Source organism: Rathayibacter sp. AY1C9, assembly GCF_002932315.1.
Taxonomy (GTDB): domain Bacteria; phylum Actinomycetota; class Actinomycetes; order Actinomycetales; family Microbacteriaceae; genus Rathayibacter.
Window position 1 is genome coordinate 51,846 of sequence record NZ_PSVZ01000022.1, and the last position, 12,621, is coordinate 64,466.

The window sequence follows — 12,621 nt, forward strand, 5'->3', positions numbered from 1 at the left end:
GATGGGATGAATCCTGGCGAGTCTAGCCCCGCGGCGCCGTTCCAGCGCGAGAGCGTGATCGATCACGTCACGGCGCTGTTCCACGAGGAGATCCGCTCCGGCCGCTGGGCCGTCGGCGAGCGGATCCCGGTGGAGGCCGAGCTCGCCCGCTGGACCGGCGCCGGACGCAACTCCGTCCGCGAGGCCGTCCAGGCCCTCGTGCAGGCGGGCCTCGTGCGGCGGGAGCAGGGGCGCGGCACGTTCGTCACCGCGCGCTCGCAGCTCGCCGAGTCGCTGCGCCGGCGCATCCCGAGCGCCGCCCGCCGGGAGGGCCTCGAGCTGCGGTTCGCGATCGACGGGGCGACGGCCGCGCTGGCGGCCGAGCGCCGCACCGGGGAGGACGTCGCCGCCCTCCGCGCCCTGCTGGCCCGCCGGGCCCGCTCGTGGGAGGCGCCGGAGCTCGCCGAGCGGATCGCCGCGGACACCGCGCTGCACCGGGCCGTCGTCGTCGCGACCCACAACGACCTGTTCGTCGAGCTCTACGACGGCCTCACCGGCATGTTCGAGTCGGTGCTGGAGGAGGACGTCGTCGGCGAGGAGGACGTGCACGCCCGCCAGCACGCCGAGCTGGTCGAGGCGATCGCCGCGGGTGACGCCGAGGGGGCGCGGCGCCGGATCGAGGAGCTGCTCGCGCCGCTGCTGGCCGAGGCGCAGCACGACGTCTGAAGGGAATCCTCCGCGGCCGGCGGCGGACGGCACGCGCTCGCGGCCGGTTCCGTGCCGCCCGCCGAGTGGGATCAGCCCCGCGGACGCCGGGTCGACCAGAGCGCCCATGCCACCAGCAGCGGCTGGAACGCGAGGCGCACGGCGCGCTTGCGGTCGGTGTCGAGGCCGAAGGCGCTCGTCCGCGTCACCCACTGCGAGACGTTGCCCGGGAAGATCGCGGTGAAGAAGGCGGCGGCCGCGGCTCCGACCAGCGGCGCCCGGCGGCGCGCGAGCACCAGCGAGGCGCCGAGCCCGATCTCGACCACGCCCGAGGCGAGCACGACCGCGTCCTTGTCCAGCGGCACCCACTCGGGCACCTGCGCCTGGAACTCCTCCCGCTTGCGGGTGAGGTGGCTCACCCCCGCGAAGAGGAGGGCGGAGCCGAGGAGCACCTTGGCGCCGGTGCGGAGGAGGGAGGGGGAGGAGGATGTCATGCGCTCCATCGTTCCCGATGCGGGCCGCCGCCGCCGCCGCCGTGGCGCGGCCACTGCGCACGAACGTGCCGGTGTCGGAGGCGGCGCCTAGTCTGATCGCGTGACTGACCGCATCCTCGTCCTCACCACCGGTGGCACCGTCGACAAGGAGTACTCGCTCGCGGGCGAGCTCGAGATCGGCGCCCCGATGGTGCCGCGCCTGCTCGCCCCGGTGCTCACCACGCTCGAGTTCCGCGTCGAGGAGGTCCTCGCCAAGGACAGCCTCGAGCTCGACGACGCCGATCGGGCCCTCATCCGCAAGCGGGTGCTCGCCGCCGAGGAGGACCGGATCGTCCTCACCCACGGCACCGACACGATGACCGCGACGGCCGAGGCCCTCGGCGTCGTCCGCGATCGGGTGGTCGTCCTCACCGGCGCGATGCAGCCCGCACGGATGCTCGACAGCGACGCCGCGTTCAACCTCGGCACCGCGGTGGCCGCCGTGCAGCTGCTGCCGCCGGGCGTCTACCTCGCGATGAGCGGGCGGGTGCTGCCCGCCGGCTCCGTGGTGAAGGACCGGTCGATCGGGGTGTTCCTCCCGGCCTGAGCCGGACCAGGATCGAGGGGCGCCCGCGGACGGGCTCCCGGCCGGACCGGCGTCAGGCCTCGGCGAGCTCCGCGGTGCAGGCCGCGCAGAGCCCGAAGACGTCCACGACGTGGTGCGCGTCCGTGAAGCCGTTCTGCGATGCGACCGAGCGCGCCCACTCCTCGACCTCGTCGGCCGCGATCTCGACCGTCAGCCCGCAGCGGCGGCAGATCAGGTGGTGGTGGTGCGTGCCCGGCGTGCAGGCGCGGTAGAGGCTCTCGCCCTCGGGCGACTGCAGCGAGTCGGCCTCGCCCTCCACGGCCAGGTCCGAGAGCGCGCGGTAGACCGTCGCGAGCCCGATCGGCGAGCCGGAGGCGTGCAGCGCACTGTGCAGGCCCTGGGCGCTGACGAAGTCCTCGCGACGCCCGAGAGCCTCGCGCACCGCCTCGCGCTGCCACGTGTTGCGCTTGACCACTGGACCACCTCCATTCCGCACGACCCGAGCCACGCTACCGCCCCCCGCCGACGGCGAGCCGGGAGCGCCGGACGCCCTTCCGGCCGATGATCCGGCAGACCGCGTAGATCGCGAACGAGATCGTCGTCACGTAGGGGCTGATCGGGATCGATCCGCCCAGCGCGAGCAGGATGCCGCCCACCAGCGCGCCGACGGCGAAGAGCACGCTCAGCAGCGGCACGACCACCGGCGAGGCGGAGAGGCGCAGCGCCGCGGCCGCCGGCGTCACCAGGATCGCGAGCACGAGCAGCGAGCCGACGATCTGCACCGAGACGGCGACCGCGAGGCCGAGCAGGAGCATGAACGCGATCGAGAGCGCCCGGGTGGGGATGCCGCGCGCGGCCGCCACGTCGGCGTCGACGCTCGCGAAGGTGAGGGGGCGCCAGATCAGCGCGAGACCGACGAGGACGACCACCGAGATGCCGATCAGCCACCCGAGCTGCGGGTCGTCGACCGCGACGATCTGACCCGTGAGCAGGCCGAACTTGTTCGCGCTGCGGCCCGGGTAGAGGGCCAGGCAGAGGATGCCGATGCCGAGTCCGAACGGCATCAGCACCGCGATGATCGAGTTGCGGTCGCGGGCGCGCGAGCCGAGCACGCCGATCAGGACCGCCGCGATCAGCGAGCCGACGATCGATCCCTCGACGACGCCGACGCCCAGCAGCAGCCCCGCGGAGGCCCCCGCGAACGAGAGCTCGCTGATGCCGTGGACCGCGAAGGCCATGTCGCGCGACATCACGAAGACGCCGATGAGCCCGCCGACCACTCCGAGGACCGCGCCGGCGATCACCGAGTTCATCAGGAGCGACAGCAGCGCTCCGTAGTCGGAGAAGTCGAAGATCTCCGACCAGACGTCCGTCACGACTGCCCCTCCTCGTGCTCGTGCACGTGCGAGTGGTCGGGGGCGCCGACCACGATGACCCGGCCCCGGGCGCGGATCACGTCGACGGGTGCGTCGTAGAGCTCGCTGAGCACCTCCGAGCGCAGGACCTCGTCGGGGGTGCCGATCCGGAACCGGCCGCCGGCGAGGTAGAGCACGCGGTCCACCATGCCGAGCACCGGATTCACGTCGTGCGTGACGAAGAGGACGCCGAGGTTCCGCTCGCGGCGGTGCCGGTCGATCAGCTCGCTGACCGCCCGCTGGTGGGCGAGGTCGAGCGCGATCAGCGGCTCGTCGCAGAGCAGGAGCGCCGGGTCGCCCGCGAGCGCCTGGCCGACGCGGACGCGCTGCTGCTCGCCGCCGGACAGGCTGCCGATGGGGGCGTCGGCGAAGGCGGTGGCGCCGACGGCCTCGAGCAGCGCGTCGACGGCTGCGCGCCGGGAGCGGGAGGGCAGGGGCAGGCCGAACCGGTGGCCGTCGATCCCGAGCCCGAGCAGATCGCGGGCGCGCAGCGGAGTGCCCTCGTCGGCGAGCTTCTGCTGCGGGATGTAGCCGATGCGCCGGTTGCCGCGGTGCACGGGCTCGCCGAGCACCTGCAGCTCCCCCGCGCTCAGCTGCTGCTGGCCGAGCACCGCGCGCAGGAGGCTCGTCTTGCCGGAGCCGTTCGCGCCGAGCACCGCGACGAACTCGCCGGCGCGCACGTCGAGGTCGACGCCGCTCCACAGCTCGCGGTCGCCGAAGCGGAGGCCGGCGCCGCGCAGCCGCAGCACGGACGCCGAAGGGCCCGCCTCCGGGGAGACGGGCCTGGTCGGGGAGTCGTGGCTCACTGGGAGAGGGCTCCCTCGATCGCGTCGAGGTTGGCGGTCATCCAGCCGGTGTAGTCGTCGCCCTCGGGCAGCGTCTCGGTGACGGGGACGGCCGGGATCCCGGCGGCCTTCGCGGCGTCGAGCACCGCGTCCGTCTGCGCGCCCTCGGTCTGCTCGTTGTAGATCAGCGCGTCCACGGCCTCGCCGGAGAACAGCGCCAGCGTCTCCTGGAGCGTGGTCGCGGGGACGTCGGTGCCCTCCTCGACCGCCTCGCTGAAGGCCTCGGGAGTCGCGTCGGTCAGGCCGAGCGCATCGGTCATGTACAGCGGGACGGGCTCGGTGATCGCGATGGAGCGGCCGGAGAGCGTGCCCTTCAGCTCGCCCTCGCGGGCGATCAGGGCGTCGAGCCCCTCGTCGAGGGTGGCGAGATTGGCGGAGTAGGCGGAGGCGTTGTCGGGGTCGAGCGCGGCGAGCTCGTCGCCGATCCGCCCCGCGACCTCCTTCATCACCGAGAGGTCGTACCAGACGTGCTCGTTGAACTCCGCGTGCTCGTGCCCGCCCTCCGACTCCTCCTCCGCGTGGTCGTGGACGTCCTCCAGGCCGGCGATCACGGTGGCCGTGATGACGGGGGCCTCGGTGCCGGCCGCGCTGATCATGGTGTCGAGGAAGTGGTCGTAGCCGCCGCCGTTCTCGATCACGAGGGTCGCGCCGGACACCGCGAGCTGGTCGCGGGCGGTGGCCTCGTACTCGTGCGGGTCCTTGTCCGGGCTATCGATGATGCTGGTCACCTCGACCAGGTCGCCGCCGATGCTCGAGACGAGGTCGCCGTAGACGTTCGTCGACGCGACGACCTTCACGGGCCCGCCCGCGGCGGCGGCGGAGGAGCTGTCGGAGGCGCTGCCCGCTCCGGAGCAGCCGCTCAGGGCGAGCGCGGTGCCGCCGAGGAGGGCGGTGAGCGCGAGGAGGCGGGTCTTCACGGTGAGCCGATCTGGGTCAGGGGCCGGGCGGATGCCCCCACGCTAACGGCTATTGATAACGATTGTCAAAATCGTGCAGAGGCGCCCGCCGGTCATCCACGGACACACGCGGACACGGGGCGACACGCGCCTCGCTCCGGACACCTCGCCCCTGGCACAGTCGCTGCACACCGCCCCCGACGAGACGAGGACACCGTGACCACCACCGCACCCACGACCGCCGGCGCCGACGCCGCGACGACGATCGGCGCCGCCGCCGAGCACTGGTCGGCCGCACCCCGGCCCGACTCCCCTGACGCCTGGCTCGTCCGCGCCGAGGAGGTCGCCGCCGTGCTCGCGACCGACGCCCTCGAGCGCGACCGCGCCGGCGCCGCCCCCTTCGCCGAGGTCGCCCTGCTCAAGGCGGCCGGCCTCGTCACGCTGCTCGGGCCCGCCGAGCACGGCGGCGGTGCCCAGGAGTGGACCACCGCCCTCCGCGTCGTCCGCACCGTCGCGCGCGGCGACGGCTCGATCGGCCAGCTGCTCGGCTACCACTACCTCTGGGCCTGGGCGGCCCGCCTCGTGGGGACCCCTGAGCAGATCATCGCGGTCGAGCAGCTCGCGACCGAGGGGGACCTCCTCTACGGAGGCGCGGTGAACCCGCGCGACTCCGACCTCACCGTGCGGGAGGAGGGCGACGAGCTGGTCTTCACCGGCCGCAAGTCGTTCTCGACCGGCGGCGTGGTCAGCGACCTGACCGTGCTCGAGGGGGTGCTCGAGGGGACGGACACCCACCTCTTCGCGATCGTCCCCACCGATCAGGAGGGGATCGTCTTCGGCCGCGACTGGGACAGCCTCGGCCAGCGGCTCACCGAGTCCGGCTCCGTCGAGATCCGCGGCGTCCGCGTGCCGTGGGCGGCGGCGGCCGGCTTCGTCGACAAGGTCTACCGTCCGCTCGTCTACAACACCCTCAACGTGCCCGTCATCCAGCAGGTCTTCGCCGAGTTCTACCTCGGCATCGCGCAGGGAGCGCTCGAGCGCGCGGCGCAGTACACCCGCGAGCGCACCCGGGCCTGGCCGTACGGCGGCGACGACAAGGAGCGCGCCGGCGACGAGTGGTACGTGCTCGAGGGATACGGCGACCTGCAGTCCCGGCTCTGGGCCGACGAGGCGCTGATCGACGCGACGGGGGCCGCGCTCTCGGCCGCGCTGCACGCTCCGCGCGAGGAGCTGACGCCTCGGCGCCGCGGCGAGATCGCCGTGCGGATCGCCGCGGCCAAGGCGCGGATCGTGGAGGACGGCCTCGCGACGGCGACCCGCGTCTTCGAGCTGACCGGCGCCCGCGCCTCCGCCAGCTCGGTCGGACTCGACCTCTACTGGCGGAACCTCCGCACCCACTCCCTGCACGATCCGCTGCCCTACAAGCGCCGCGAGGTCGGCGTCTTCGCCCTGCTCGACACCGTCCCCGAGCCCAGCTGGTACACCTGATCGGCCGTGGGGCGCGTCCTGCTCCGGCGGCGCGCCCCGCCCGCACGCCGCCCCGGCGTCGATCCGCGACAGGCCGGAGCGGAGCCCCGGGGTAGCGTGAGGGCCGAGCGGAGGGAGGACCGTGGCCGTCACGCTGCACGACGTCGCCCGCGCCGCCGACGTCTCGATCAAGACCGTCTCGAACGTGATCAACGACTATCCGCACGTGCGCCCGGCCACCCGCTCCCGGGTGCAGGCGGCCATCGCGCAGCTGGGCTACCGCCCCAACCTCTCCGCGCGGAGCCTGCGCCGCGGCCGTACAGGCGTGATCGGCCTCGCCCTGCCGGAGCTGAGCCTCCCCTACTTCGCCGAGCTCGCCGACAGCGTGATGCGCGCCGCCGACGAGCGCGGGCTGACGGTGCTGATCGAGCAGACCGGCGGCGACCCCGAGCGCGAGCGGAGCGTGCTGGCGAGCGAGCGCCGGCAGCTCACCGACGGGCTGCTCTTCAGCCCGCTGGGCCTCGCCGACGAGGACGCGCTCGCGGTCGGCTTCCCCCTGGTGCTGCTCGGCGAGCGGATCTTCACCGGGCTGGTCGACCACGTCACCATGCAGAACACGGCGGCGGCGCACGCTGCCACCGCGCACCTGCTCGCCTCCGGAAGGCGCCGGATCGTGGCGCTCGGGACGCACCCCGACGCCGCCGTCAGCTCGGCGTCGCTCCGCCTCGAGGGCTACCGCGCCGCGCTCGCCGAGGCCGGCATCGCCTACGACGAGCGGATGATCGGCGTCTCGGGCCCGTGGCGGCGCTCCGGCGGCGCCGAGGCGATGCGCCGCGTGCTCGCCTCCGGGCTCGACTTCGACGCCGTGTTCGCACTCAACGACACCCTCGCACTCGGCGCGGTCCGCGCGCTCCAGGAGGCGGGGGTCCGCGTGCCCGAGGAGGTGGCGGTGATCGGCTTCGACGACATCGACGAGGCGGGCTACTCCTCCCCCAGCCTCTCCAGTGTGGACTCGGGGCGCGACGAGATCGCGCGGACCGCGGTCGAGGTGCTGCAGGCCCGGATCGAGGGCACCCGCACCGGCCCGGGGACGCTCCACGAGGCGGCGTTCACCGTGGTCGCCCGGGAGTCGACCGCGGGCCGTCCGATCGCGGAGGACCCGCCGGTCGGCCGGGCGTCGGCCGGGGCCTAGGCGCAGGTCCCGCTGCCGCAGATCTCGCGGCGGATCCACGCTCCCGCGTCCTCGACGGCCAGCTCGCCGCGGCGGAGGAGCCGACTCCACTCCACGGCCCGCGTCGTCAGCCGGTCGTCGGCCGAGCCGCGGACGTCGCCGCCGACGGTCCGGAGGAACAGGTGCGCGAGCGGGCCGCCGAGGTACAGCGTGGCGCCCGCGACGCCGGCGAAGTGGCGGGCCTGGCCGCGGGTGCCGTCGTCGTAGGGGCGGCGGAAGCCCTTCCCCCGGACCCGGTTGCGGCCGCCGTGCGCCAGGTCGAGAGCGCCGAGCGGGGCGCTGCGGATGCCGGCGACGTCCTTCGCGACGGCCGCGAGGAACGCGCGCGGGCGGGGATGCGACGCCGCGAGGGCGTCGGCGCGGTCGGCGAGCTCGGAGCAGGCGTCGGTGACGGCATCGGAGGAGGGCACCCGCCCAGTCGAGCACAGGTGCGCTGAGCGGCGGCGGGGAGGGTCGATGCGGGAGGAGGTCGGCCGACCTCGGCAGCGGCACGCAGCGAGGCGGGTGAGCCCCGTGCCGCTCTTGACAGCAGCGGAGGCGGGGCGGACCATCGTGTACAACGTTAGAAAGACCGCTCGCCGCCGAGCCCGCTGCGGGAGCCCGAAGCCCGAAAGGCCCTCATGACCGACGCCCCCGCCGCCACCGCGCGCATCAGCCTCGACCCCGCCGCGGTCGTCGCCCCCGTCACTCCGCGCCTCTTCGGCTCGTTCGTCGAGCACCTCGGCCGCTGCGTGTACGACGGCATCTACGAGCCCGGCCACCCCGCCTCGAACGAGGACGGGTTCCGCCTCGACGTGGTCGAGCTGGTCAAGGAGCTGGGCACCACGACGATCCGCTACCCCGGCGGCAACTTCGTCTCGGGCTACCGCTGGGAGGACGGCGTCGGCCCGCGCTCCGAGCGCCCCCGCCGCCGCGACCTGGCCTGGCACTCGCTCGAGACCAACGAGGTCGGGCTGGACGACTTCGCGAAGTGGGCGGAGCTGACCGGCAGCGAGATCATGTACGCCGTCAACCTCGGCACCCGCGGCGTCCTCGAGGCGCTCGACGTCCTCGAGTACGCCAACGGACCGGCCGGCACCGCTCTCGCCGACCAGCGCATCGCCAACGGCGGGACCGAGCCCTACGACATCCGCATGTGGTGCCTCGGGAACGAGATGGACGGCCCCTGGCAGGTCGGCCACATGAGCGCCGACGACTACGGCAAGCTCGCCTCCCGCACCGCCAAGGCCCTCAAGATCGCCGACCCCTCGCTCGAGCTGGTCGTCTGCGGCTCGTCGAGCTCGTCGATGCCGACCTTCGGCGAGTGGGAGCGCGTGGTCCTCGAGCACGCGTACGACGACGTCGAGTACGTCTCGTGCCACGCCTACTACCAGGAGTACGACGGAGACCTCGGCTCCTTCCTCGCCTCCTCCCTCGACATGGAGTACTTCATCGCCACCGTCGCGGCGACCGTGGACCACGTGAAGTTCAAGCTCAAGAAGACGAAGGACATCAAGCTCTCCTTCGACGAGTGGAACGTCTGGTACCTCGAGGAGTGGCAGGCGAAGGAGAAGGCCGACGCCGAGGGCGACCAGAGCACCCGCGAGTGGGCCTACGCCCCGCGCCTGCTCGAGGACGTCTACTCCGTCGCCGACGCCGTCGTCCTCGGCAACCTGATGATCACGCTGCTGAAGAACTCCGACCGGGTCACCTCCGCCTCCCTCGCGCAGCTCGTCAACGTGATCGCGCCGATCATGACCGAGCCGGGCGGAGCCGCGTGGCGCCAGACCACGTTCTTCCCGTTCTCGACCACTGCACGCCTGGCCTCCGGCTCGGTGCTGCGCCCCCGGATCGACGCGGGGACCTACTCGACCGCCCGTCACGGCGACGCTCCGCTCATCGACTCCGTCGCCACCGTCGACGAGGGCCGCGCGGCCGTCTTCCTGGTGAACCGGTCGCAGACGGAGCCGATCGAGGTCACCGTCGACGTCAGCGGCCTCGGAGTGTCGAGCATCGCGGAGGCGGTGGCCCTGTTCGACGAGGACCCCTACGCGAAGAACACGCGTGACGACCAGAACCGCGTTCGCCTGCGCGAGGCCCCGGCGACGCTCGAGGACGGCGTGCTGACGCTGACCCTCCCGCCCGTCTCGTGGACGGCGGTCGCGCTCACGGCGTAGCGGCGTCCGACCCGCGGGACCGCGTCCGGCCTCCCGGAGCCGCGCGGACCCGCGGGCCCCGTCGGGAACCGTCCCGGCTCAGGCCCCGGGCCACAGCGGGGAGGAGGCGCTCGAGCTGGTCCGCGAGGTCGTCCGCCACCCCCACGAGTACGTGGCGGGGATCGGGCTCGACAACCTCGAGACGGCGGGTCCGCCCGAGCGCTTCGCCGACGCCTACCGCCTCGCCGGGGAGGCCGGCCTGGGCCGGACCGCCCACTCCTCCGAGCACGCCCCGACCGCGGCCAACACGACGACCTGCCTCGATCTGCTGGGCTGCGACCGGATCGACCACGGCTACTTCGTCCTCGAGGACCCCGCCGTCGTCGAGCGCGTCCGCGAGCAGGGCGTCGTGTTCACCGTCGCCTCGACGACCTCGCGCCGCTCCTGGCGGCCCTGGCGGCGCGCGTCCATCCGGGCGATGCTCGACGCGGGATTGCGGGTCGTGCCCTGCTCCGACGATCCCGGGGTGTTCCCGACCACGCTCGCCGACGAGTACCGCCTCGCCGCCGGCCCGATCGGTGCGACCGCCGCGCAGCTGCGCGCGATGGCGCTCACCGGAGCGGAGGCCTCCTGGCTGCCCGCCGATGAGAAGGAGAGTCTGCGCGCGTCGTTCGCCGCGGAGCTGGACGCGCTGGACGCGGAGTTCGGGCTCGTCTGAGGACCGGGACGCGACGGGCTCCCCGCCCTGACAGAGTGGACGGATGAGCCCCCTCCCCGATCCCCTGGCCTTCGACCTCGAGGCGCTGCGCCGGGAGGTGCTGCCGGACGACGGGGGCGAGGTCGACGACAGCATCCCCGCGCTCGCGGACGCCGACCCGGGTCTCTGCGCGATCGCGCTCGTCCTGCCCGACGGGTCCGTCCGCGCGAGCGCCGACGCGGAGGAGCGGTTCAGCATCCAGTCGGCCGTGAAGCCGTTCCTGTTCGCGCTCGCGCTCCTCGACACCGGCGGTGACGCGCTCGACCGCGTCGGCATCGAGCCCACCGGCGAGGCCTTCGACGCCCTCAAGCTCGAGAGCGGCACCGGGCGTCCGCCGAACCCGATGGTCAACGCGGGAGCGCTGCTGACCGCCGCCCTGGTCGACGGGGGCGACGCCGACGGCCGGAGCGAGCGGATCCTCCGCGGCCTCTCCGCCTTCGCCGGCCGCCCGCTCTCCGTCGACGAGAGCATCGCCGCCGACGAGCACCTCCTCGGCGACCGGAATCACGCCCTCGCGCACCTGATGCGCGCGGAGGGCACCCTGCACCGCAGCGCCGACGACGCCGTCTCCGCGTACGCCCGGGCGTGCGCCGTGCTGGTCGACGTCCGCGACCTGGCCGCGATGGGCGCGACGCTCGCGTTCGGCGGCGTGCACCCGGGGACCGGCGAGCGGGTCGTGCCGGCCTCGGTCGCCCGCGACGTGGTCGCGGTCATGGCGACGTGCGGCGTCTACGACGGCTCGGGCCGCTGGATGCGCGCGGTCGGCGTCCCCGCCAAGTCGAGCGTCTCGGGCGCCCTCGTCCTCTCCGCTCCCGGTCGCCTCGGCGCCGCCGTCGTCAGCCCGCCGCTGGACCCCCAGGGCACCAGCGTCCGCGGCGCCCGCGTCGCCGCCCGCCTGAGCGACGCCCTCGCCCTGCACTCCTTCGCCGTCTCCCCCCGCTGACCGCTGCCGTTCCCCCGCTCTCCCCGCTCCACGAAACGCCCCACCTCGTACAGCCGACCGCGGAACGGATGACGACGAAGGAGGAATCCGCCCGATCGAGCACCGCCCAGCTCACCGCCGAATCGCGTTCCAGCGATTCGCCGTAGCGGTACGCTCCCCGCTCCACGAAACGCCCCACCTCGGACAGCCGACCGCGGAACGGATGACGACGAAGGAGGAATCCGCTCAATCGAGCACCGCCCGCTCAGTCGAGCAGCAGCGCCGGTTCCTCCAGCACGCTGGCGACGTCGGCGACGAAGCGGCTGACGACGTCGCCGTCGACGACGCGGTGGTCGAAGGAGCCGCCGACCGTGGTGACGAAGCGGGGGCGGACCTCGCCGTCGACGACCCAGGGCTTCTGCTTGATCGTGCCGAGGGCGATGATCGCGACTTCGCCGGGGTTGAGGATCGGGGTGCCCGTGTCCATCCCGAAGACGCCGATGTTGGTGATGGTGATGGTGCCGTTCTGCATGTCGGCGGCGGTGGTCTTGCCGTCGCGGGCGTCGAGGGTGAGCTTCTCGAGGGCCTGGGCCAGTTCGAGGAGGCTCATCGACTGGGCGTCCTTGACGTTGGGGACGAGCAGTCCGCGCGGGGTGGCCGCGGCGATGCCGAGGTTGACGTAGTGGCGGACGACGATCTCGGTGTCGGTCCAGGCGGAGTTGACGGTGGGGTTGCGGCGGACGGCCCAGATGATGGCCTTGGCCATGATGAGCAGCGGCGAGACCTTGACGCCGGCGAAGTCGGGCGAGTTCTTGAGGCGCTTGACGAACTCCATGGTGCGGGTCGCGTCGACGTCGACGAAGACGCTGACGTGGGGCGCGGTGAACGCGCTCGTCGACATCGCGGCGGCGATCGCCTTGCGGACGCCGCGCACGGGGATGCGCTCCTCGCGGTCGTCGCCCCAGGCGGGGGTCTGGATGTTGCGGAAGACGCTGGCCTGGGAGGCGTGGCGGATGACGTCGTCGCGGGTGACCTCGCCGGCGAGGCCGGTGGCCTGCACCTCGAGGAGGTCGACGTCGAGGTCCTTCGCGAGCTTGCGGATCGGCGGCTTCGCGATGACGGGGAGCGCGGCGGCGGCCGGCACGGAGGCGGGCCGGGCCGGGGCCGCCGGGCGGGCGACGGGCGCGGCGGCCGGGGCCGTGACGCCCAG

The 12,621-nt window shown here is 73.7% G+C and carries 14 protein-coding genes; 7 read left to right on the forward strand and 7 right to left on the reverse strand.

What is annotated here, in order from left to right; all coding sequences use genetic code 11:
- The first annotated feature begins 6 nt into the window (after positions 1-6).
- Entirely contained in the window at positions 7-705 is a 699-nt protein-coding gene (locus C5D09_RS13785; protein ID WP_104269546.1) for a FadR/GntR family transcriptional regulator, read from the forward strand.
- A gap of 71 nt (positions 706-776) precedes the next feature.
- On the opposite strand, the gene C5D09_RS13790 is transcribed toward C5D09_RS13785, so the two are convergent.
- Complete coding sequence (locus tag C5D09_RS13790) at positions 777-1,178, reverse strand: hypothetical protein (protein WP_104224540.1); 402 nt, start codon at positions 1,176-1,178, stop codon at positions 777-779.
- Between the two features lie 100 nt (positions 1,179-1,278).
- Here C5D09_RS13790 and C5D09_RS13795 point away from each other — a divergent pair, with 100 nt between their 5' ends.
- Positions 1,279-1,764, forward strand: a complete 486-nt coding sequence (locus tag C5D09_RS13795; RefSeq protein ID WP_104269547.1) for an asparaginase domain-containing protein — start codon at positions 1,279-1,281, stop codon at positions 1,762-1,764.
- Positions 1,765-1,816: 52 nt separating this feature from the next.
- On the opposite strand, the gene C5D09_RS13800 is transcribed toward C5D09_RS13795, so the two are convergent.
- The 4 genes from C5D09_RS13800 to C5D09_RS13815 are packed head-to-tail and all read right to left on the reverse strand — an operon-like array spanning position 1,817 to position 4,920.
- Complete coding sequence (locus tag C5D09_RS13800) at positions 1,817-2,218, reverse strand: Fur family transcriptional regulator (RefSeq protein ID WP_104238381.1); 402 nt, start codon at positions 2,216-2,218, stop codon at positions 1,817-1,819.
- A 34-nt stretch (positions 2,219-2,252) separates the two neighbouring features.
- Positions 2,253-3,056 carry a metal ABC transporter permease gene (locus C5D09_RS13805; protein ID WP_104224551.1) on the reverse strand — a complete coding sequence of 268 codons (804 nt, stop codon included), beginning with the start codon at positions 3,054-3,056 and terminating at the stop codon, positions 2,253-2,255.
- 59 nt (positions 3,057-3,115) lie between these two features.
- Positions 3,116-3,964, reverse strand: coding sequence for a metal ABC transporter ATP-binding protein (locus C5D09_RS13810; protein WP_104227225.1), 849 nt, complete (start codon positions 3,962-3,964; stop codon positions 3,116-3,118).
- A complete protein-coding gene (locus C5D09_RS13815; RefSeq protein ID WP_104269548.1) occupies positions 3,961-4,920 on the reverse strand; it encodes a metal ABC transporter solute-binding protein, Zn/Mn family in 960 nt (319 codons plus the stop codon). The genes C5D09_RS13810 and C5D09_RS13815 overlap by 4 nt, the downstream gene beginning before the upstream one ends.
- 195 nt (positions 4,921-5,115) lie before the next feature.
- Between C5D09_RS13815 and C5D09_RS13820 the strand changes: the two genes are divergently transcribed.
- Positions 5,116-6,387 (forward strand): acyl-CoA dehydrogenase family protein, encoded by a 1,272-nt coding sequence (locus C5D09_RS13820; protein WP_258059521.1) that lies wholly within the window; start codon positions 5,116-5,118, stop codon positions 6,385-6,387.
- A 121-nt stretch (positions 6,388-6,508) separates the two neighbouring features.
- Positions 6,509-7,558 (forward strand): LacI family DNA-binding transcriptional regulator, encoded by a 1,050-nt coding sequence (locus C5D09_RS13825; protein WP_104224545.1) that lies wholly within the window; start codon positions 6,509-6,511, stop codon positions 7,556-7,558.
- Here the strand turns inward: C5D09_RS13825 and C5D09_RS13830 are convergent.
- Positions 7,555-8,007 carry a hypothetical protein gene (locus C5D09_RS13830; protein WP_104269549.1) on the reverse strand — a complete coding sequence of 151 codons (453 nt, stop codon included), beginning with the start codon at positions 8,005-8,007 and terminating at the stop codon, positions 7,555-7,557. The genes C5D09_RS13825 and C5D09_RS13830 overlap by 4 nt on opposite strands.
- A gap of 210 nt (positions 8,008-8,217) precedes the next feature.
- On the opposite strand from C5D09_RS13830, the gene C5D09_RS13835 reads away from it, so the two are divergent.
- From C5D09_RS13835 to glsA, 3 genes are all read left to right on the forward strand, one after another.
- A complete protein-coding gene (locus C5D09_RS13835; protein WP_104269550.1) occupies positions 8,218-9,753 on the forward strand; it encodes an alpha-N-arabinofuranosidase in 1,536 nt (511 codons plus the stop codon).
- 115 nt (positions 9,754-9,868) lie between these two features.
- Entirely contained in the window at positions 9,869-10,450 is a 582-nt protein-coding gene (locus C5D09_RS13840; protein WP_104269551.1) for a hypothetical protein, read from the forward strand.
- Positions 10,451-10,493: 43 nt separating this feature from the next.
- A complete protein-coding gene (glsA, locus tag C5D09_RS13845; protein WP_104269552.1) occupies positions 10,494-11,432 on the forward strand; it encodes a glutaminase A in 939 nt (312 codons plus the stop codon).
- Positions 11,433-11,676: 244 nt separating this feature from the next.
- Here glsA and C5D09_RS13850 read toward each other — a convergent pair.
- Positions 11,677-12,621 (reverse strand): dihydrolipoamide acetyltransferase family protein (locus tag C5D09_RS13850; RefSeq protein WP_104269553.1); only part of this gene is annotated, 945 nt, incomplete at its 5' end.

Coding starts and splice junctions, on each gene's coding strand:
- C5D09_RS13785 (WP_104269546.1), top strand. CDS start 7: ATGAATCCTGGCGAGTCTAGCCCCGCGGCGCCGTTCCAGCGCGAGAGC.
- C5D09_RS13790 (WP_104224540.1), bottom strand. CDS start 1,178: ATGACATCCTCCTCCCCCTCCCTCCTCCGCACCGGCGCCAAGGTGCTC.
- C5D09_RS13805 (WP_104224551.1), bottom strand. CDS start 3,056: ATGAACTCGGTGATCGCCGGCGCGGTCCTCGGAGTGGTCGGCGGGCTC.
- C5D09_RS13835 (WP_104269550.1), top strand. CDS start 8,218: ATGACCGACGCCCCCGCCGCCACCGCGCGCATCAGCCTCGACCCCGCC.
- glsA (WP_104269552.1), top strand. CDS start 10,494: ATGAGCCCCCTCCCCGATCCCCTGGCCTTCGACCTCGAGGCGCTGCGC.